Here is a 19,977-nt window from a genome sequence, read left to right as displayed (position 1 = left end):
ACCGAATGGGTAGAAAAATATATATTACGTGACCGGAGAAGGGTGCGGGTCAGCGGGTGGCGGTGGCCACGCGGAGCGATTCGCCGCGCCAGGGCAGGGTGCCGTAGTATTTCTCGTAGATGAGTGTGACGGGTCGGCCGTCGGCCTCTGCATCGGCGATGACGCGGGCCAGAGCTTCGGACTCGACGGAAAATGTCATGACGGAGTCGGTGTCGGCCTGACGTATCGAGCCTTCATAGGTCTTGAATATAAGTCCGCGCTTTTCGAGCGATGTTATCCGGCCGGTGATCTGCGCCTCGACTGCGTAGGGACTGCAGTAGCGGAGATATACGGTCATGCCGAGCGCCACTCCGGCGATCAGTGCGATCCATGTTATGACGCAGCGTGTGCGGTGTTTTCTATGATGCCGTCGGTCGGGAGAGAGTGGTGTGGCAGTGTCGCCGGTCCGGAAATCGATAGTATCGGAGGTCGTCGGGTCGGCAGTCGGCTCTTCGTCGTCGAAGAGGTCGTCGGGTCGGTCAGTTTCAGTCGGATACATTGTCGGTGGATTTGGCGGGCACGTGGCATTGGTCGTCCCCGGTCGGTTTGTTATGATGCCGGTCGATGGATATCAGCACGAATGTGAGGATGCCGAGCAGTATCAGCAGCAGTGTCTGGCATCCCATGACGGTGTTGCCGAACGACAGGGCGTATTCGCGGGTCAGTCCGGGCACTCCGGAGGCATACATGCTCAGGCCGAACATCAGTGCCCACTGGTAGGGGCCGATGCCTCCGTTGGATGGGACGGCCATGGAGAGGCTTGAGAGCACGAAGCATACGAGCACGGCTGTAGGACCGAACTCGCCGGCCACATCTGCCGTCAGCGGGAATGCGTAGAAGCAGACGTAGAGTTGTGTGAAGTAGCAGCCCCATATAAGAGCGGTGTAGAGAAGCCACAGGACTTTGCCTTCCATGCGGCCCACTACCGCGAATCCTTGCCAGATGCCCGACAGCAGGCTGCGCAGGGCGGTGACTATGCGGCTGTGGGGGAAGCGGCGCCAGAGCGCTATGCACAGCAGTGCGACGGCTGTGACGGTGATCCAAAGCGCGGGCGAGGCTATGACGGCCATGAGCCGAGTGTAGGTGTCGGGATTCTGCTGGAGGTAGCTGACAATCTGTGGCTGGGCCACGACGAAAGCGAGCAGCGTGAGCAGAAACACGGTTATCGTGTCGCTCAGGCGGTCGCAGATCATCGATCCGAATACGGTGGAGAACGGCGCGCGCTGTCGGGAGGCTATGTAGCCTGTGCGCCATAGTTCGCCGAGGCGAGGGAGCACAAGATTGACCGCGTAGGTGCCGAAAATCGACAGGATGATGATGCCGAGCGGTGTGCGTATGCCGAGGGCGTTGAGCTGAATGCGCCAGCGCATGGCTCTGAACACGTGGGAGAAGATGCTGATGACGAGGGCAAGGGCTATGTAGCCGAAGCGACATTCGGTGCGGATGATCCGAGCCATTTCGTGCATATCCACGCCGGTGAACAGCAGGTAGCAGAGACCGATGGTGATCACCGGCGGCACGCCGTAGCGCAGAAGCCGGCTCCAGATTGTGGCGGAGCGTCGTGGCCGCATGGATGGTGCGTTGCTGTCGGCGGTGTGTTTCATCGGCGGTCGGTGTTGCCTTCGTAGAAATTGATGTATGCGCGATTGACGGCGCGGAAACCTCCGGGGGTGGGGTAGTCGCCGCTGAAATACCAGTCGCCGGGATGGTCGGGGATGGCTTTGTGCAGACCTTCGATGTCCTGATAGATGATCTCTACCTCAGCGTCGACATCGGCGGGGGTGAGCATCTCTGCGATTTTAGCAGCTATCTCCCGGTCGGTGAATGGCGCGTAGATGGCCTTCACGCAGTTGGCCTGCTCGGCGTCGGGGTGGCTCTCCATCTCGATGCACCGGCGGTAGGTGTCGTCGAGTAGCGAGTCCATTCCGCGCTGACGTATCAGCTCCACCGCGGCGCGGAATGCACAGAATTCGGCCATGCGCGACATGTCGATGCCGTAGCAGTCGGGGTATCTTACCTGTGGCGACGAGCTGACGACAACGATCTTGCGGGGGCGCAGGCGGTCGAGTATTCGGAGGATGCTCTGCCGCAGGGTGGTGCCGCGCACAATGGAGTCGTCGATCACTACGAGCGAGTCGATTCCATCGGTGACGCATCCGTAGGTGACGTCGTAGACGTGGGCCGCGAGTTCGTCGCGGGCTGCTCCTTCGGCTATGAACGTGCGCAGTTTTATATCCTTGATGGCTATTTTCTCGATCCTCACCTTGCGGCTCATGATGCGGCCGATGGTTTCGGATGTCAGTGTGCCCTGACGCTGCGCTTCGAGTATGGACTGCGATTTCAGACAGTCGAGATGAGCGTTTAGCCCCTCCATCATGCCGTAGAACGCCACTTCTGCGGTGTTGGGTATGAAGGAGAAAACCGTGTGGTCGATGTCGTGGCCGACGGCGTCGAGTATGCGGTCGACGAGGTTGCGTCCGAGCGCTTTGCGCTCCTGATAGATGTCGGCATCGGATCCGCGTGAGAAGTAGATGCGTTCGAACGAGCAGCGGGCGTTGGGTGCCTGCGGGAGTATGCGGTGGAGTGTCAGACGTCCGGATTTGGTGACAATCAGCGACTGTCCCGGCTCAAGCTCTCTGACATCGGCGCGGCGCACGTTCATCACCGTCTGTATGACGGGGCGTTCGGAGGCCACGACCACAATCTCGTCGTCGGCGTAGTAGAATGCCGGGCGTATTCCGGCCGCGTCGCGCATGGCGAACATGTCGCCCGACCCGGTGGCGCCGCAGATGACAAATCCGCCGTCCCATGTGGGGGATGCTGCCCGGAGCACTTCGGGTATGTCGATGTTGTCCTCTATGTGGTGTGTCAGCTCGATGCCCTGCAGCCGCTGGCGTGCTGCGCGGTAGACTTCGTGGTTGGCATGGTCGAGCGCGTGGCCGAGCTGTTCGAGCAGCACGATGGTGTCGGAATATATGCGCGGATGCTGTCCGGTCGACACTACGTCGGAGAATATGCGGTCGACGTTGGTCATGTTGAAGTTGCCGCACAGCAGCAGGTTGCGTGAGCGCCAGTTGTTGCGTCTCAGGAATGGATGGACGTATGATATTCCGCTTTTGCCGGTGGTGGAGTAGCGCAGGTGGCCCATGTAGATCTCTCCGACGAACGGAACTTCGCGCTCCACCTGCTGCGGAGGCAGACTTTCGACTCCCGATGCGTCGAGAGCCGGGCGTATGGTGTCGAATATCTGCTGTATGGCTCCGGATCCGAGCGCACGTTCGCGGAACACATATTCGTGACCCGGCTCGGCGTGGAGCTTTACCACCCCTATTCCGGCTCCCTCCTGTCCGCGGTTGTGTTGTTTCTCCATCATCAGATAGAGCTTCGAGAGCGCATAGCAGTAGGTGCCGTAGCGCTGCCGGTAGTATTCAAGCGGTTTGAGCAGACGAATCATCGCCACTCCGCATTCGTGTTTCAGCGGTTCCATCTATGTCGTATGGTCTGATTAAGGCGCAAAATTAGTGAGAAACGGCCTAAAATTGATTCGGAGCGACAAAAAAATTTCATCCATCGGATAAAATTGCATACATTTGCAACCATAATAATCTTACCATACACAAATCAATCATCATGAAATCAAAGATCAATAAGGCTTTTGTGGAGCATTTCGGCGGAGAGGGCACTCTCTTTGTGGCTCCGGGACGTTTCAATCTCATCGGCGAGCACACCGATTACAACGGTGGATTCGTATTCCCGGGCGCCATTGACAAGGCTATCATGGCCGAGATACGCCCCAACGGCACAGACCGCGTGAAGTTGTATTCGATCGACCTTGACGCGTCGGCTGAATTCGGTCTGAACGAGGAGGACGCTCCCAAGGAGCAGTGGGCGCGCTACGTGTTCGGCGTGTGCCGCGAGATCATCAAGCGCGGCGGCAAGGTGGAGGGCTTCGACGCCGTGTTCTCCGGCAATGTGCCTCTGGGTGCCGGCCTGTCGTCGTCGGCTGCTCTGGAGAGCTGCTTTGCATTTGCGCTCAACGATCTGTTCAACGACAATAAGTTCGACCGCATGGAGCTGGCCCGTATCGGTCAGAGCACGGAGCACAACTATTGCGGCGTGAACTGCGGCATCATGGACCAGTTCGCAAGCTGCCACGGCAAGAAGGACAATCTGATGCGCCTCGACTGCCGCTCTGGTGAGTTCGAGTATTTCCCCTTCAAGCTCGACGGCTACAAGCTTGTGCTTGTCGACTCGCGGGTGAAGCATGAGCTCGTCGACTCTCCCTACAACAAGCGTCGCGAGAGCTGCGAGCGTGTGGCTCGTCATCTGGGCGTGGAAACCCTCCGCGACGCCGATATGGCGATGCTTGAGGCTGTCAAGGGTGAGCTTTCGCACGAGGACTACATGCGCGCCAAATATGTGATCGAGGAGAAGCAGCGTGTGCTCGACGTGTGCGACGCTCTGCTCAAAGGCGATTACGACACAGTGGGCCGCTGCATGTATGCCACTCACGACGGTCTGTCGAAGGACTATGAGGTGAGCTGCGAGGAGCTCGACTTCCTCAACGATGTGGCCCGCGAATGCGGCGTGACCGGTTCGCGCATCATGGGCGGCGGCTTCGGCGGCTGTACGGTCAATCTGGTGAAGGACGATCTTTACGACAACTTCATAGCCACTGTAAAGGCCCGTTTCAATGAGAAGTATGGCCACGAGCCTCAGATCTATCCCGTGATAGTGAGCGACGGCGCCCGCCGTTGCTGCAGCTGCGAGGGTTGAGCAAGCCATAGACGGAAACAGACTGCAGTGCCGTGTCAGAAGGTCAGCTTTTGACGCGGCGCTGTGTTTATCTGCGATATGATGATATGAGTGCGGTGGAAGTATAGGCGGCGGCCATGAGTGACGGTGAATCGACGGGCACGATGGCGAATCGGCGAATTTGGCGGTTGGGAAAATAATTCGTAACTTTGCGGAGTATTGAAATTCAAGACAGCGAGTATGGGTCTCGCCTGCATGACAAGCAGGCCGGGATTCTTTTCTTTTTCTGTCGTCTGAATGTTTCCCCCTTATAAACAAACCACGAAAAAAATCAAGAAATTATGGCAATAACTTACATGACCAAGGAAGGTTACAAGAAGAAGATGGAGGAGATAGCCCATCTTGAATCGGTGGAGCGTCCGCGCATCTCACATGCTATCGCGGAGGCCCGCGACAAGGGTGACCTTTCGGAAAATTCTGAATATGACGCCGCCAAGGAGGCTCAGGGTTTGCTCGAAATGAAGATAGCGCAGCTGAAGGATCTGGTGGCAAACGCACGTATAATCGACGAAAGCTCACTCAATAACGAGGAGGTGCAGATACTCAATCGTGTGAAGATCAAGAATGTGGCCAACGGGATGGTGATGGAATACACCATCGTGGCCGACAGCGAGGCCAATGTAAAGGAAAAGAAAATAGGCTCTTCGACACCGATAGCCCAGGGGCTGCTCGGCCACAAGCTCGGAGAGCAGGTGGAGATCAAGGTGCCCGCCGGTCTGATGAAGTTTGAGATTGTAGAAATAAGTTTCTGACCAATCATACGACACGATATGGCAACGATATTCACAAAAATAGTCAACGGCGAGATTCCTTGCTACAAGGTGGCCGAGGATGACCGGCATATAGCTTTTCTTGACATCAATCCGGTGACTCCCGGCCATACGCTGGTGGTGCCCAAGCATGAGGTCAGCTATCTGTTTGACCTCAGCGACGATGAGTATGTGGCGCTGGAGCTTTTTGCGAAGAAGGTGGCCAAGGGTCTCCGCGAGGCCATGCCGTGCAAGCGTATCGGTGTGACGGTCATCGGTCTGGAGGTGCCTCATGCCCATATCCATCTGTTGCCCATCACTACCGAGGCCGACATGGATTTCCATCACAAGAGCCAGCTTCCCGGCGAGGAAATGGAGTCGATATGCGCCCGTATCAGAGAGGCTGTGGCCAAGGAACTGGACTGAATTACTTGCGGCGGACGATCACCTTGTGCGGATTGTCCGCCGCTGTTATCGCCTCCGATTAAGGCGCGTCGTGTAGATCGGCCGCCTGAAAACAATGCTAATATCATTATCACGCTATCTTGAATCATTATCATGGCACGACTTTCTGAAAAAATCGGTTATGGTTTCGGCGATATGGCATCGTCGATGTTCTGGAAGATATTCAGTTTCTTCCTTCCTTTCTTCTACAGCAACATATTCGGCCTGAGTCTGATCGACGCGGGCATGCTGATGCTTGTCACCCGTGTGTGGGACGCCGTAAGCGATCCGATGATGGGTGTGATATGCGACCGCACGCACACCCGCTGGGGCAAATACCGTCCGTATCTTCTCTGGGTCGCGCTGCCGTTCGCGCTGTGTGGCGTGATGCTGTTCATGACTCCCGACACCGGCTATGGTTTCAAGCTCTTCTGGGCATATTTCACTTATATACTGATGATGACCTGCTATACGGCCATCAACGTGCCCTACGGCGCGATGCTCGATGTGGTGACGACAAGCTCGCAGGAGAAGACCGTATTTTCCTCATATCGCATGTTTTTCTCCTATGCCGGCAGTTTTATGGCCCTTCTGGCGTGGGAGCCGCTCTGCGGGCTTTTCAACGGCACCGGTGCCGGCACGCCTCTCGAGTCGTGCAGTCCCAGGGCCTGGACTCTGGCCATGACGGTGATCGGAGGGGCATGCTGCCTGTTGTTTCTGCTCTGTTTCGCCATGACGCGCGAGGTTGTCGATTCGCGGTCGAAGGCGTCGGTGGGCAAGGATTTCCGCACTCTGATGACCAACCGTCCGTGGTGGATCATGAACGGTGTGGCGATCTTCAATAATTTCTACAACATCATACGCGGCTCGGCTGTGGCCTATCTGTTTGCCAATATCATCGGTGGGTCGCACGATGTTAAGATACTGACATTCGCTCTGACTGCTGGTGTGTTTCTCTGCATCGGCGAGCTGGTGAATATGGTCAGTGTGCCTCTGGCTGTGCCTCTGTCGATGAAGTGGGGAAAGAAGTCGACATTCATGTCGGCGCTGCTTGTGATCATAGTCACGAGTGTGGCGTTCTGGTTCTGTCCGGCCACTACGGGCGGTATATGGGCTATGGTCGGGCTTCAGGTGGCGTTTGCGGTGGCTCTCGGCGTCGTGTCGCCGCTGGTATGGAGCATGTATGCCGACGTGGCCAACTATTCGGAGCTTGTCAACGGTTCAGCCTCTACGGGTCTGATATTCTCTTCGGCCTCGATGGCTCAGAAGTTCGGCAGTGCTTTCGGCGGCGCGGCCGTTATGTGGCTTCTCAGCGGTTTCGGATATGACACGGCTCCGGGTGCGGTGCAGCCTCAGCTGGCTCTTGACGGCATCATGGCCATGATGAGCTTTATCCCTGCGGGTCTGGCCTGTGTGGCTTTTGTGTTGCTTTGGCGTTATCCGCTGACGAGTGCCCGCATGGAGCATATCATGTCGGAGCTTAAGGCGCTCAGGATGGCTCCGGCCGACGGTCCCCGCAAGGACAATATGGAGGACTTCGCCGATCTGCCATGATCGCAGGCTTGGGATTACCGGTGACTTTCAAATGTCACTTGCAGCTGTTTTTTGCGAGTTGGTTATGCAATATTTCGTAACTTTGCAGAGCCGTTCAAAGGGCGGACAAAACCAGAAGTATCAACAGAAATCATACAATTATATGAGAGTCGCAATCGTGGGCGCTTCGGGCGCCGTCGGACAAGAGTTTCTCCGTGTGCTCGAGGAGCAGAATTTTCCTATCGACGAGCTGCTGCTGTTCGGTTCGAGCCGCAGCGCAGGCCGGACATATATCTTCCGTGGCAAGGAAGTGAAAGTGAAAGAGTTGTGTCATAACGACGACTTCAAGGGGGTCGACATCGCTTTCACTTCGGCCGGTGCCGGAACTTCAAAGGAGTTTGCCGAAACGATCACCAAGCATGGTGCTCTGATGATAGACAACTCAAGCGCCTTCCGTATGGACGACGATGTGCCCCTGGTGGTGCCGGAGGTCAACGGTCAGGATGCGTTCGACACTCCGCGCGGCATAATCGCCAACCCCAACTGCACTACGATACAGATGGTGGTGGCGCTGAAGCCTATCAACGATCTGTCGAAGATCACCCGGGTGCATGTGGCTACCTATCAGGCGGCGAGCGGCGCCGGGGCTGCGGCCATGGACGAGCTTGTGGATCAGTATGCGCGGCTATCGCGCGGCGAGGCTCCGGAGGTGAACAAGTTTGCCTATCAGCTTGCCTACAATGTGATACCTCATATCGACGTGTTTACCGACAACGGCTACACCAAGGAGGAGATGAAGATGTTCAACGAAACCCGCAAGATCATGCACGAGCCGGCGCTGTCGGTGAGCGCTATGTGTGTGCGTGTGCCGGTGATGCGTGCTCATTCTGAGGCCGTATGGGTCGAAACCGAGCGCAGTATCAGCGTCGACGAGGCCCGCGAGGCGTTTGCCGCAGCCGAGGGTGTGGTGGTAGTGGATGATCCGGCCAACAAGAAGTATCCGATGCCGCTCGACGTCGCCGGATGCGATCCGGTGTATGTGGGCCGTATCCGTGAGGATATCGCCAATGAGCGTGGTCTTTCGTTCTGGATCGTGGGCGACCAGATAAAGAAGGGCGCTGCTCTCAACGCCGTTCAGATAGCCCAGTATCTGCTGGCTCACGGCAAGAAATTCGGAGCCTGAACGGAGTTATGGCGCTCGTTCCGGCCATACATTCCTCGACTCCTTTGCTGACATCGCCGGTGCCTATATTTCTGGCGGTGCTGCTTATAATTCTTGTCACTCCGATTGTGCTCAACAAGCTGCGGATTCCGCAGGTGATTGGTCTGATCGTGGCGGGCGTCACTGTCGGGCCTTACGGGTTCAACCTGCTGGCCCGCGACATGAGTTTCGAAGTGTTCGGTCAGGTGGGGTTGTTCTACCTGATGTTTCTGGCCGGCATAGAAATAGATATGTACCACCTGAAGAAGAACCTCCGGAAGGGGTTGGTCTTCGGGTTGTACACTTTTATAATACCCCTTGCTTTAGGTGCTGTGGCGGCCGGTCTGCTGCTCGGGCTTGACGCTCTGACTGCGGTGCTTATGGCCTCGATGTTTTCGGCGCATACGCTGATAGCCTATCCGATAGTCTCGCGCCTGGGGCTGACCCGCTCTGCGCCTGTGGTCATAGCGATAGCCGGCACAATATTTACGGTGCTTGGCTCGCTGATTGTGCTTGCCGGTGTGGTCGGCACGTTCCATGACGGCGAGTTTCGCGTCGGGGGCACTCTGAAGCTTCTCGGCCTGCTGGCGGGCTACTGTCTGGTGCTGGTGTATGCCTATCCGCGGATTACGCGGTGGTTTTTCAAGCATTGGAACGACAGCATCCTGCAGTATGTCTATGTGCTGGCGATGATGTTCACGGCCGCGCAGCTTGCCATCTGGGCAGGTATCGAGGGGGTGTTCGGCGCATTTTTCGCAGGTCTGGTGCTGAACCGTTATATTCCCGCCCGTTCTCCGCTTATGTCGCGGATTGAGTTTGTCGGCAACGCGATATTCATCCCGTACTTCCTGATCGGGGTGGGTATGCTGATCAATGTCGGGGTGGTGACGCGCGGCTGGTCGACGCTGTACGCGGCGGGTGTGATGTCGGGTGTGGCTATGTGTACCAAGTGGCTTGCGGCGTTCGTCACGCAGCGAACGTTCGGCATGAACAGTGTGGAACGGTCGACGATGTATCAGCTCAGCAACGCGCATACGGCCGTGGCGCTCGCGGTGGTGATGATAGGCTACGGTATGAGGCTGTTTGACGAGGTGATACTCAATGGCACGGTGATAATGATCCTTGTGACCTGTACGGTGTCGTCGATAGGCACTTCGAGGGCGGCAAGCCGTCTGAAGGTGATGGCTCTCGAGGAAGAGGGTGCCGGCGATGGTGTCGCCGAGCAGAGCCGTCACCGCGAGAATGTGCTGATACCGGTGGCCAATCCTGCTACGGCGCGCGAGCTTGTGGATCTGGCGCTGCTTATGCGTGACAAGGCGCGTTCGAACGGCAGGGTGTATGCCTTGCACGTGCGCAATGACAATTCGGCTGCGTCGCGGTCGCTCGGGAGGGTGTCGCTCGATACGGCCGAAAAGGCTGCGGCGAGTGTGGACACCTCGGTGGAGGCTATTGACCGGTATGACATGAATTTTGTGACGGGAGTGGTCAACACCATAGAGGAGCGCGATATAGACAGGGTGATAATCGGGCTGCACCGGCGCAATACGATTATTGACTCTTTTTTCGGCGACAAACTTCCAAATCTGTTGAGGGCAACCAACAAGATGCTCGTCATATCGCGTTGCTTCATACCTGTCAACACTATCGCGAGGATAGTTGTGGCTGTGCCTGCCAATGCCCAGTATGAGACCGGGTTTCAGGCATGGGTGACATCGCTGTGCAATCTGGCTTCGCAGCTCGGATGCCGGCTGATATTCTGCTGCAGCGACGCGACGCGGCGTTTCATCGAGGCGGTGATAAAGCGCGGGCAGTATGAGCTGCGTTCGGAATACCGCAGGGTGGAGGACTGGGATGATTTCCTGATGTTGTCGAACAAGGTGCTTGACGATGATCTGTTCGTGGTGGTGAATGCCCGCCGGGCATCGGTGTCGCATGCCGGGTATCTCGATTCGCTTCCTGAATTCCTGCAGAAATATTTTGCAAGCAACAATATGATCGTGATCTATCCCGAACAGTTCGGCGAGCGGATGGATGAGATGACGATGACCGATACGCTTACCACTGACATAGCTACAGTCAGCTCTCCGTTGTGGCTCCGTGTCAATTCGGCGTATAGCAGGCTTGTGAAGCTAAAGAAAAGGGTGACCCAGCGCGGTCGTCGTCCGAAGATAGATCTCTGAGGTGACGGCAGTGCGCGTCAGCGATATGTGTCGGTGAGATCGTAAAGATGGCGGTAGATGTCGGCGTCGACCTGAGTGAGGCTGACATCGCGGCGCGCCATGACGCGGCGCGCGGTGTCGATGAATTTGTCGAACGGCACTTCGGTCATCGCGGCGGTGGATCCTTCTGTAAATGACGGGACGAAGTTGCGCGGATATCCTGATCCGTGGAAGTTGACCCCGACCCCGAACACTGTGGCGGTGTTGATCATTGTGTTGGCTCCGGTCTTGGAGTGGTCGCCCATTATGAGGCCGCAGAACTGGAGGCCCGTGCGCTGGAAGCGGCGCGTGGGGTAATTCCAGAGTTTGATTTCCGTATAGTCGTTTTTGAGATTCGATGCTACGCATCCGGCTGCGATGTTGCACCATTCGCCTATTACGGCATTGCCGAGGAAGCCATCGTGGGCTTTGTTGGAGTAGCCGATTATCACTATGTTGGCCACCTCGCCTCCTACTTTGGAGTGCGGTCCGATCGTGGTGGCTCCGTAGATGCGTGAGCCCATTTTTATCTGTGCTCCTTCGCAAAGGGCAAGACCTCCGCGTATGCAGGTGCCTTCCATCACTTCCGATCCGGCCGCAAGATATACGGGGCCGTGGTTGAGATTTACGATAGCTCCCTCCATGGTGGCTCCCGGTTCGATGAAGAGCCGTGACGGATCGCCTATGATGGTGTTGGATGGTGATGGCGCGACGGATTCACGTCCGGCCGTAAGGAGTGTGAAGTCGTATTCGAGCGCTGCGGCGTTGAGCTGAAAAATGTCGTAGGAGCGTGTGAGTCGCAGCGGTATCTCATCGAGCTGTATCAGTTCGTACGGTTGCTGATCGAGTGGGCATCGCCGTGCTATTTCTTCGTCATGGAACATCAGCGCCTGTCCTTTGCGGAGGTGTTCGACCCCTTTGACCACTCCGGGCGTGGGGAAGAAATGGGCTGAGACGATGAAGCTGTCGTCGTCGGGCGATGATATGGATGGATACTTGACCGACAGATAGTCGGCTGTCATGTAGGAGTAGACGGCCGGAAGGCTCAGCTCCCATTTCTGCCGCAGCGTGAGTATGCCGAGCCTGAGGTCGGCCACGGAGCGGGTGAATGTCAGCGGTAGAAGATTGTCGCGCACTTCGGGCACGTCGCGGAGTATGATGTTGAGCATGAGATCGATTGTTGTAAGTGGTTCGATATGTCTGCGAAGTTACGAAAAAAATCCCGTGGGTCAGCGGTTGTGAAATAAACTTAAATCGAAAAAGTGGCATTCCGGATAATAAATCGTCAGAAAATGTGCGAATTGTTTGCGTATTAGAAAATTAGTAAGTAATTTTGCATCGCTTAAATGGACGAAGTGTGCGATTTCGGCTGTAACTGCTTGTTATGCAGTGTGTCGTGGTCGGTTGCGCGGAGTGTGTTTGATGCGTATTTCGCAAAGCAAAAAGATAGAAAACAGTAATAAACGAAAAGTTAAAAAGTAAAAGACTAAGATGCCTACTATTCAGCAATTAGTAAGAAAAGGGCGTGTAGCCCTCCAGGACAAGAGCAAATCTCCGGCCCTGGACTCCTGTCCGCAGCGTCGCGGTGTCTGCGTGCGCGTTTATACCACAACCCCCAAAAAGCCTAACTCGGCCATGCGTAAGGTGGCCCGTGTGAGACTGACCAACGGCAAGGAGGTGAACAGCTACATTCCCGGCGAAGGACACAACCTGCAGGAGCACTCGATCGTGCTGGTTCGCGGCGGCCGTGTGAAGGATCTTCCCGGTGTGCGCTACCATATCGTCCGCGGTACGCTCGATACAAGCGGTGTGAAGGATCGCACTCAGCGTCGCAGCAAATACGGCGCAAAGCGTCCGAAGGCCGCGAAGAAATAAATTGCGCAGGAAGAAGCCTGTTTCTTACAGAATTCCCCGGCGTGCGGGGAATGAAAACAAAGTTTTTAACTTCGTTTTTGATTTACTGGAAGGCTAATTCAAGGTTGAGTAAACGGGCGCCGGAGGGCGCTGTCGGTTGAAGAAGAAAGATGCAGCAACCAAGCAAACAAAAACATCACTTAAACAAAAAATGAGAAAAGCAAAGCCAAAGAAGCGGATTGTATTGCCCGATCCGGTGTTTAACGACGTTCGCGTGTCGAAATTTGTGAATCATCTGATGTATGACGGCAAGAAGAACACCGCTTACACTATATTCTACAGCGCTCTCGAGACTGTGAAGACCAAGCTCCCCAACGAGGAGAAGACCGCTCTCGAAATCTGGAAGAAAGCTCTGGAGAATATCACTCCTCAGGTGGAGGTGAAGAGCCGCCGCGTGGGTGGCGCCACATTCCAGGTGCCCACCGAGATCCGTCCCGATCGCAAGGAGTCGATTTCCATGAAGAACCTTATCTTATACGCCCGCAAGCGCGGCGGCAAGACGATGGCCGACAAGCTGGCCGCCGAGATCGTCGACGCCTACAATGAGCAGGGTGGCGCATTCAAGCGCAAGGAGGATATGCACAAGATGGCCGAGGCCAACCGTGCTTTCGCTCACTTCCGCTTCTGATATGATGCGTGCGTGACCAATACTACAACTGAAACGACACAACACCAAATAATCAATGGGAAAATCTGACGAACAACTGAAGTACACCCGTAATATCGGCATTATGGCTCATATCGACGCCGGCAAGACGACGACGTCCGAGCGCATACTTTTCTATACGGGTCTGACTCACAAAATAGGTGAGGTGCACGACGGCGGCGCCACCATGGACTGGATGGAGCAGGAGCAGGAGCGTGGCATCACCATCACATCGGCTGCAACCACAGCATTCTGGAAGTATGCCGACGAAAAGTACAAGATCAATCTTATCGACACTCCGGGACACGTTGACTTCACTGTGGAGGTGGAGCGTTCGCTGCGTGTGCTCGACGGAGCTGTGGCCACATTCTGTGCTGTGGGCGGTGTAGAGCCTCAGTCGGAAACCGTATGGCGCCAGGCTGACAAGTATAATGTTCCCCGTATCGGCTATGTTAACAAGATGGACCGTTCGGGCGCAAACTTCTTCGAAGTGTGCCGCCAGCTCAAGGAGGTGCTCGGAGCCAATCCCTGCCCGATCCAGATACCTATCGGCGCCGAGGAGACATTCAAGGGCGTTGTGGATCTGATCCGCATGAAGGCTATCTTCTGGCACGACGAGACCATGGGTGCCGAGTATTCTGTGGAGGATATCCCTGCCAATCTGATGGACGAGGCTCAGGAGTATCGCGACAAGATGCTTGAGAAGATCGCCGAGTTTGACGACGCTCTGATGGAGAAATATTTCGACGATCCCTCGACTATCGGCGAGGATGAGATCCGTCGCGCTCTCCGCAAGGGTACTCTCTCGATGGAGATCGTGCCGATGATCTGCGGATCGTCGTTCAAGAACAAGGGTGTTCAGCCTCTGCTCGACTGTGTGTGCGCATACCTGCCTTCGCCTCTCGACGCCGGTGCTGTAGAGGGTCACAATCCCTCGAGCCCCGATGAGGTTGAGACCCGTGAGCCGTCGAGCGAAGCTCCGATGTGTGCTCTTGCGTTCAAGATCGCGACCGACCCGTATGTGGGTCGTCTGACATTCTTCCGCGTGTACAGCGGCGACGTTGTTGCCGGAAGCTACGTGCTCAACGCCCGTTCGGGTAAGAAAGAGCGCGTGAGCCGTCTGTTCCAGATGCACTCCAACAAGCAGAACGCTAAGGAGATGATTGGCTGCGGCGACATAGGCGCAGGTGTGGGCTTCAAGGATATCCGCACCGGCGACACTCTCTGCGATGAGAACCATCCGATTGTCCTCGAGGCTATGGACTTCCCCGATCCCGTGATCGGTATCGCTGTGGAGCCGAAGACTCAGAAGGACCTCGACAAGCTGGGCGTGGGTCTGCAGAAGCTTGCTGAGGAGGATCCGACCTTCCGTGTACAGACCAACGAGGAGACCGGTCAGACCGTGATCAGCGGTATGGGTGAGCTTCACCTCGACATCATCATCGACCGTCTGCGCCGCGAGTTCAAGGTTGAGTGCAACCAGGGTCGCCCGCAGGTTACCTACAAGGAGGCTATCACCAAGCCTGTTGAGCTTCGCGAGGTGTTCAAGAAGCAGACAGGTGGCCGTGGTAAGTTTGCCGACATCATTGTTCGCGTGGAGCCTGTCGACGAGGGCTTCGAGGGCAACCTCCAGTTTGTCGACGAGGTGAAGGGCGGTAACATTCCCAAGGAGTTCATCCCGAGCATTCAGAAGGGCTTTGCTGCAGCGATGAAGAATGGCGTTCTCGCCGGTTATCCCGTGGAATATCTGAAAGTGACTGTGATCGACGGATCGTTCCACCCCGTAGACTCCGACCAGCTCTCGTTTGAGCTTTGCGCCATCCAGGCCTTCAAGAAGGCTTCGGAGAAGGCCGGTCCGGTTCTGCTTGAGCCGATCATGAAGATCGAGGTCGTGACTCCGGAGGAGAACATGGGTGACGTGATCTCCGACCTTAACAAGCGTCGCGGTCAGGTAGAGGGTATGGAAACCAGCCGCAGCGGCGCCCGTGTCGTGAAGGCCAAGGCTCCTCTTGCCGAGATGTTCGGCTATGTGACCGCTCTGCGTACGATCACATCCGGCCGTGCAACATCGACCATGTCGTTCTCCCACTACAGCGAGGTAAGCAGCTCGATCGCCAAGAATGTGCTGACCGAGTGCCAGGGCCGTGTGGATTTGCTCAAATAAAAATCATTCATTCCAAACAACAATATGAGCCAGAAAATCAGAATCAAACTGAAATCTTACGATCACAATCTGGTCGACAAGTCGGCTGAGAAGATTGTGAAGACCGTAAAGGCTACCGGCGCTGTGATCAGCGGTCCGATACCCCTGCCTACCCACAAGCGGATCTTCACTGTCAACCGCTCGACTTTTGTCAACAAGAAGAGCCGCGAGCAGTTCCAGCTCTCTTCGTTCAAGCGCCTCATCGACATCTACAATTCGACTGCCAAGACTGTCGATGCGCTGATGAAGCTTGAACTTCCGAGCGGTGTAGAGGTCGAGATCAAGGTGTGATAGCCTTGCGAAAGATTCAGAACATTCAACGAAAAGCAACTATTAAAAACAAAGAGAAATGCCAGGATTATTAGGAAAGAAAATCGGAATGACATCCGTTTTCAGTGCCGACGGCAAGAACGTGCCGTGCACTGTTATCGAAGTAGGTCCTTGCGTAGTGACTCAGGTAAAGACTGCCGAAACTGACGGCTACAGCGCTCTGCAGCTTGGTTTTGTCGAGAAGAAAGACAAGCACACCAATGCTCCCGAGGCCGGCCACTTCAAGAAGGCAGGAGTCAACCCGCAGCGACACTTGGCCGAGTTCAAGGGCTTTGAAGGCGAATACAAGGCCGGTGACACTATCACCGTCGACAGCCTTTTCACTGAAAGCGACTTTGTCGACATTCAGGGTACTTCGAAGGGTAAGGGCTATCAAGGCGTAGTGAAGCGTCACGGTTTCGGTGGTGTGGGCCAGAGCACCCACGGCCAGCACAACCGTCTGCGTGCTCCCGGTTCGATAGGTGCCTGCTCGTATCCCGCGAAGGTGTTCAAGGGTATGCGCATGGCCGGCCAGATGGGCAACGAGTGCGTGACTGTGCAGAACCTCCAGGTGCTGCGTGTGATGCCGGAGCACAATCTGCTTCTGATCAAGGGTTCGATACCCGGATGTAAAGGTTCAATCGTAAAAATTGAGAAATAATGGAACTCGCGATATACAATATCAAAGGTGAGGATACCGGCCGCAAGGCTCAGCTCAACGACGCGGTGTTTGCTATCGACGCCAACGAGCATTCGGTATACCTCGACGTGAAGCAGTATCTGGCCAACCAGCGTCAGGGCACACACAAGTCGAAGGAGCGCAGCGAGGTTTCGGGTTCGACCCGTAAGCTTCACAAGCAGAAAGGTGGCGGCGGTGCCCGTATCGGCGATATCAATTCTCCGCTTCTGGTTGGTGGCGGCCGTGTATTCGGTCCTCGTCCCCGCGACTATCGCTTCAAGCTCAACAAGAAGGTGAAGCAGCTCGCCCGTCGCAGCGCCTGGACCTACAAGGTGCAGGACGGTCAGGTGAAGGTGGTTGAAAACTTCACTTTCGAGGCTCCTAAGACTAAAGATTTTATAAATTTTGCTAAAAATCTTGAAGCCGAGGGCAAAAAGCTGCTCGTCATTTTAGCGGACAACAATAAAAACGTATATTTGTCGGCTCGAAATGTTCCGGGTGCCTGCATCATGCGCGCTTCGGACGTCAACACTTATGCGATAATGAAGAGCAATGCCATCGTCCTGACGGAGGGTGGCCTTGAGGTCATCAACAATCTCTGACAAAAAAGCAACTTGAAATGGACATAACAATAACCCCCATAGTCACCGAAAAGGCGACCAAGCTGACGGAGAAGCTCAACCGCTATACGTTCCGCGTGTCGCCCCAGGCCAACAAGGCCGAGATCAAGAGCCTTGTGGAGAAGCTTTACGGCGTCAAGGTTGTGAGCGTCAACACGGCAGTGGTGCGCGGCAAGAACAAGAGCCGCTGGACCAAGAGCGGTCTTCTTCGCGGTAAGAGCAACTCTTACAAGAAGGCTTTCATCACCGTAGGCGAAGGCCAGACGATAGACTTTTACAGCAACATATAAATAAGAGATGGCAGTAAGAAAATTCAAGCCCACTACACCGGGGCAAAGACACAAGGTTATTGGCGTATTCAAAGGTACGATCACTGCTACTACGCCAGAGAAATCTCTTACAGTCGGCAAGAAATCCTCGGGCGGCCGCAACGCCGAGGGACACCTCACCAACCGTTACCTGGGTGGGGGTCACAAGAGGAAATACCGCATCATCGACTTCAAGAGAAACAAAGACGGTGTGCCTGCCGTGGTAAAGTCGATAGAGTATGACCCCAACCGGTCGGCGCGAATCGCGCTTCTCTACTATGTCGACGGTGCCAAGGCATATATCATTGCACCCAACGGCCTGGAAGTAGGAACTAAGGTGATGAGCGGAGCTGAGGCAGCTCCCGAGGTAGGCAACTCGCTTCCTCTGAAGAACATCCCCGTCGGTACTCTCATCCACTGCATCGAGCTGCGTCCCGGACAGGGCGCTTTCATGGCTCGTTCGGCCGGTACATTCGCGCAGCTTGTATCGCGCGAGGGCGACTATGCTATAATCAAATTACCTTCTGGCGAAACCCGCAAGATCCTGGCCACATGCAAGGCTACGGTAGGTGTCGTGGGCAACAGCGAGCACTCGCTGGAGCGCAGCGGCAAGGCCGGACGCTCCCGCTGGCTTGGCCGCCGTCCGCGCAACCGCGGCGTAGTGATGAATCCTGTCGACCACCCGATGGGCGGCGGCGAGGGACGCGCTTCGGGCGGACATCCGCGTTCGCGCAAGGGTCTTTACAGCAAGGGTCTCAAGACACGTGCGCCGAAGAAGAGCTCTTCGAAGTACATTATTGAAAGAAGGAAAAAGTAATCTGATTAAGTAAAGCAATATGAGTCGTTCGTTAAAGAAAGGGCCGTATATCAGCGTGAAGCTGGAGAAGAAGGTGACCGCGATGGAAGAGAGCGGCAAGAAGTCGGTGATCAAGACATGGAGCCGTGCTTCGATGATCGCTCCCGAATTCGTAGGCCACACGTTTGCGATCCACAACGGCAACAAGTTCATCCCTGTCTACGTGACCGAGAACATGGTAGGCCACAAGCTGGGAGAATTCGCTCCGACACGTAACTTCCGCGGCCACGGCGGCAACAAGAAGTGATAGTCGGGCGCCGACATTAACAAGAAAAAAGAAAGAAAAATACAAATGGGTGTAAGAAAAAGAAATACTGCCGAAAGGATCAAGGCCGAGCGCAAGGAGATTGCCTTCGCGAAGCTGACCAATATCCCTTCGTCGCCGCGCAAGATGCGTCTTGTTGCGGATATGGTGCGCGGCGTTGAAGTGTTCCGTGCGCTGGGCATCCTGAAGTTCTCCAACAAGGAGGCCGCTGCCAAGCTTGAGAAGCTGCTGCGGAGCGCTATCGCCAACTGGGAAGCCAAGAATGAGAGAAAGGCCGAGAACGGCGAGCTGTGTGTGAGCACGATCTACGTTAACTGCGCTCCGATGCTGAAGCGTCTGCGTCCGGCTCCCCAGGGTCGCGGTTATCGTATCCGCAAGCGTGCCAACCACGTGACTCTCGTAGTAGACACAATCGAAAACGCTAAAAAGAAAGCATAAGGCATGGGACAGAAAGTAAATCCTGTTAGCAACCGTCTGGGTATTGTCCGCGGTTGGGACTCCAACTGGTATGACGTCAAGAAGCTGGCCGACAATATCCTTGAGGATTCGAAGCTGCGCAAATATCTCAACGTCCGCCTTGCCAAGTGCAGTGTGTCGCGTATCGTCATCGAGCGTACTCTCAAGCTGATCACCATCACGGTGTGCACCTCTCGTCCGGGTCTGATCATAGGCAAGGGCGGCCAGGAGGTCGACAAGCTCAAGGAGGAACTCAAGAAGATCACCGACAAGGATGTACAGATCAACATTTTCGAGGTGAAGCGTCCGGATCTCGACGCTCAGATCGTGGCAAGCACGATAGCTCGCCAGATCGAGGGCAAGATCGCTTACCGCCGTGCCGTGAAGATGGCTATCGCCGCTACGATGCGCAGCGGTGCCGAGGGCATCAAGGTGCAGATCAGCGGCCGTCTGAACGGTGCTGAGATCGCACGCTCGGAGATGTTCAAGGAGGGTCGTACTCCGCTCCACACTCTGCGTGCCGATATCGACTACGCTCTTGTGGAGGCTCACACAAAGGTGGGCGTGATCGGTGTTAAGGTGTGGATCTGCCGTGGCGAGGTCTATGGCAAGAAGGATCTGGCTCCTTCATTCACTTCTCAGGGCAAAGAGAGCCGTCCGGGCCAGGGCGCTCCTCGTCGCGATCGCGGCGGCCGCGGTTTCCGTGGCGGTAAGGGTGGCGCTGGCAACCGTTAAACCAACT

Annotated in this window: 21 protein-coding genes; 17 read left to right on the top strand and 4 right to left on the bottom strand. The window is 55.8% G+C overall.

The genetic code is table 11. The features are described from left to right. Window positions 1–49: 49 nt before the first annotated feature. From C5O24_RS00975 to C5O24_RS00965, 3 genes are read right to left on the bottom strand one after another with little or no spacing between them, the layout of a single operon-like run. Complete coding sequence (locus tag C5O24_RS00975; RefSeq protein ID WP_107681341.1) at window positions 50–538, bottom strand: hypothetical protein; 489 nt, start codon at window positions 536–538, stop codon at window positions 50–52. Next, a complete protein-coding gene (locus tag C5O24_RS00970) occupies window positions 525–1,643 on the bottom strand; it encodes a lysylphosphatidylglycerol synthase transmembrane domain-containing protein (RefSeq protein ID WP_107036235.1) in 1,119 nt (372 codons plus the stop codon). The genes C5O24_RS00975 and C5O24_RS00970 overlap by 14 nt, the downstream gene beginning before the upstream one ends. Then, window positions 1,640–3,526: an amidophosphoribosyltransferase gene (locus C5O24_RS00965; RefSeq protein ID WP_107036234.1), complete on the bottom strand. Its 1,887-nt coding sequence runs from the start codon at window positions 3,524–3,526 to the stop codon at window positions 1,640–1,642. Before C5O24_RS00965 ends, C5O24_RS00970 begins: the two co-directional genes overlap by 4 nt. 143 nt (window positions 3,527–3,669) lie before the next feature. Between C5O24_RS00965 and galK the strand changes: the two genes are divergently transcribed. From galK to C5O24_RS00935, 6 genes are all read left to right on the top strand, one after another. Continuing rightward, window positions 3,670–4,815, top strand: a complete 1,146-nt coding sequence (gene galK, locus C5O24_RS00960) for a galactokinase (protein ID WP_107036233.1) — start codon at window positions 3,670–3,672, stop codon at window positions 4,813–4,815. Window positions 4,816–5,135: 320 nt separating this feature from the next. Continuing rightward, window positions 5,136–5,606 (top strand): transcription elongation factor GreA, encoded by a 471-nt coding sequence (greA, locus tag C5O24_RS00955; RefSeq protein WP_107036232.1) that lies wholly within the window; start codon window positions 5,136–5,138, stop codon window positions 5,604–5,606. An 18-nt stretch (window positions 5,607–5,624) separates the two neighbouring features. Next, the gene (locus C5O24_RS00950) at window positions 5,625–6,029 is read left to right on the top strand and encodes an HIT family protein (RefSeq protein ID WP_107036231.1); all 405 of its coding nucleotides are present in this window, start codon (window positions 5,625–5,627) and stop codon (window positions 6,027–6,029) included. Between the two features lie 132 nt (window positions 6,030–6,161). Further along, the gene (locus C5O24_RS00945) at window positions 6,162–7,601 is read left to right on the top strand and encodes an MFS transporter (RefSeq protein ID WP_107036230.1); all 1,440 of its coding nucleotides are present in this window, start codon (window positions 6,162–6,164) and stop codon (window positions 7,599–7,601) included. 142 nt (window positions 7,602–7,743) lie between these two features. Continuing rightward, on the top strand, window positions 7,744–8,763 hold the full coding sequence (locus tag C5O24_RS00940; protein WP_107036258.1) for an aspartate-semialdehyde dehydrogenase: 1,020 nt from the start codon (window positions 7,744–7,746) through the stop codon (window positions 8,761–8,763). An 8-nt stretch (window positions 8,764–8,771) separates the two neighbouring features. After that, the gene (locus C5O24_RS00935) at window positions 8,772–10,961 is read left to right on the top strand and encodes a cation:proton antiporter (RefSeq protein WP_107036229.1); all 2,190 of its coding nucleotides are present in this window, start codon (window positions 8,772–8,774) and stop codon (window positions 10,959–10,961) included. 17 nt (window positions 10,962–10,978) lie between these two features. Here the strand turns inward: C5O24_RS00935 and C5O24_RS00930 are convergent, their stop codons facing one another. Next, a complete protein-coding gene (locus tag C5O24_RS00930) occupies window positions 10,979–12,148 on the bottom strand; it encodes a putative sugar nucleotidyl transferase (RefSeq protein ID WP_107036228.1) in 1,170 nt (389 codons plus the stop codon). Between the two features lie 322 nt (window positions 12,149–12,470). Here C5O24_RS00930 and rpsL point away from each other — a divergent pair, with 322 nt between their 5' ends. From rpsL to rpsC, 11 genes are all read left to right on the top strand, one after another. Then, a complete protein-coding gene (gene rpsL, locus C5O24_RS00925; protein ID WP_107681340.1) occupies window positions 12,471–12,854 on the top strand; it encodes a 30S ribosomal protein S12 in 384 nt (127 codons plus the stop codon). Window positions 12,855–13,044: 190 nt separating this feature from the next. After that, window positions 13,045–13,521, top strand: coding sequence for a 30S ribosomal protein S7 (gene rpsG / locus C5O24_RS00920; RefSeq protein ID WP_107036226.1), 477 nt, complete (start codon window positions 13,045–13,047; stop codon window positions 13,519–13,521). Between the two features lie 55 nt (window positions 13,522–13,576). Next, window positions 13,577–15,703 carry an elongation factor G gene (gene fusA, locus C5O24_RS00915; RefSeq protein WP_107036225.1) on the top strand — a complete coding sequence of 709 codons (2,127 nt, stop codon included), beginning with the start codon at window positions 13,577–13,579 and terminating at the stop codon, window positions 15,701–15,703. A 24-nt stretch (window positions 15,704–15,727) separates the two neighbouring features. Next, complete coding sequence (rpsJ, locus tag C5O24_RS00910) at window positions 15,728–16,033, top strand: 30S ribosomal protein S10 (RefSeq protein WP_016562588.1); 306 nt, start codon at window positions 15,728–15,730, stop codon at window positions 16,031–16,033. 58 nt (window positions 16,034–16,091) lie between these two features. Continuing rightward, a complete protein-coding gene (rplC, locus tag C5O24_RS00905) occupies window positions 16,092–16,712 on the top strand; it encodes a 50S ribosomal protein L3 (RefSeq protein WP_107036224.1) in 621 nt (206 codons plus the stop codon). Continuing rightward, window positions 16,712–17,332 (top strand): 50S ribosomal protein L4, encoded by a 621-nt coding sequence (gene rplD / locus C5O24_RS00900; RefSeq protein ID WP_107036223.1) that lies wholly within the window; start codon window positions 16,712–16,714, stop codon window positions 17,330–17,332. Before rplC ends, rplD begins: the two co-directional genes overlap by 1 nt. 17 nt (window positions 17,333–17,349) lie before the next feature. Next, window positions 17,350–17,640 (top strand): 50S ribosomal protein L23, encoded by a 291-nt coding sequence (rplW, locus tag C5O24_RS00895; protein WP_107036222.1) that lies wholly within the window; start codon window positions 17,350–17,352, stop codon window positions 17,638–17,640. A 7-nt stretch (window positions 17,641–17,647) separates the two neighbouring features. Then, window positions 17,648–18,475, top strand: a complete 828-nt coding sequence (gene rplB / locus C5O24_RS00890) for a 50S ribosomal protein L2 (protein ID WP_107036221.1) — start codon at window positions 17,648–17,650, stop codon at window positions 18,473–18,475. 19 nt (window positions 18,476–18,494) lie between these two features. Next, complete coding sequence (rpsS, locus tag C5O24_RS00885) at window positions 18,495–18,761, top strand: 30S ribosomal protein S19 (protein ID WP_107681339.1); 267 nt, start codon at window positions 18,495–18,497, stop codon at window positions 18,759–18,761. A gap of 45 nt (window positions 18,762–18,806) precedes the next feature. Beyond that, entirely contained in the window at window positions 18,807–19,217 is a 411-nt protein-coding gene (rplV, locus tag C5O24_RS00880) for a 50S ribosomal protein L22 (protein WP_107036219.1), read from the top strand. 3 nt (window positions 19,218–19,220) lie between these two features. Continuing rightward, window positions 19,221–19,970, top strand: a complete 750-nt coding sequence (rpsC, locus tag C5O24_RS00875) for a 30S ribosomal protein S3 (protein ID WP_107036218.1) — start codon at window positions 19,221–19,223, stop codon at window positions 19,968–19,970. Window positions 19,971–19,977 lie beyond the last annotated feature (7 nt).

Origin of the sequence: Paramuribaculum intestinale (assembly GCF_003024925.1) — a bacterium.
Taxonomy (GTDB): domain Bacteria; phylum Bacteroidota; class Bacteroidia; order Bacteroidales; family Muribaculaceae; genus Paramuribaculum; species Paramuribaculum intestinale.
The sequence above is the reverse complement of the archived record's forward strand: the minus strand, read 5'-3'. Positions and strand labels throughout refer to the sequence as shown.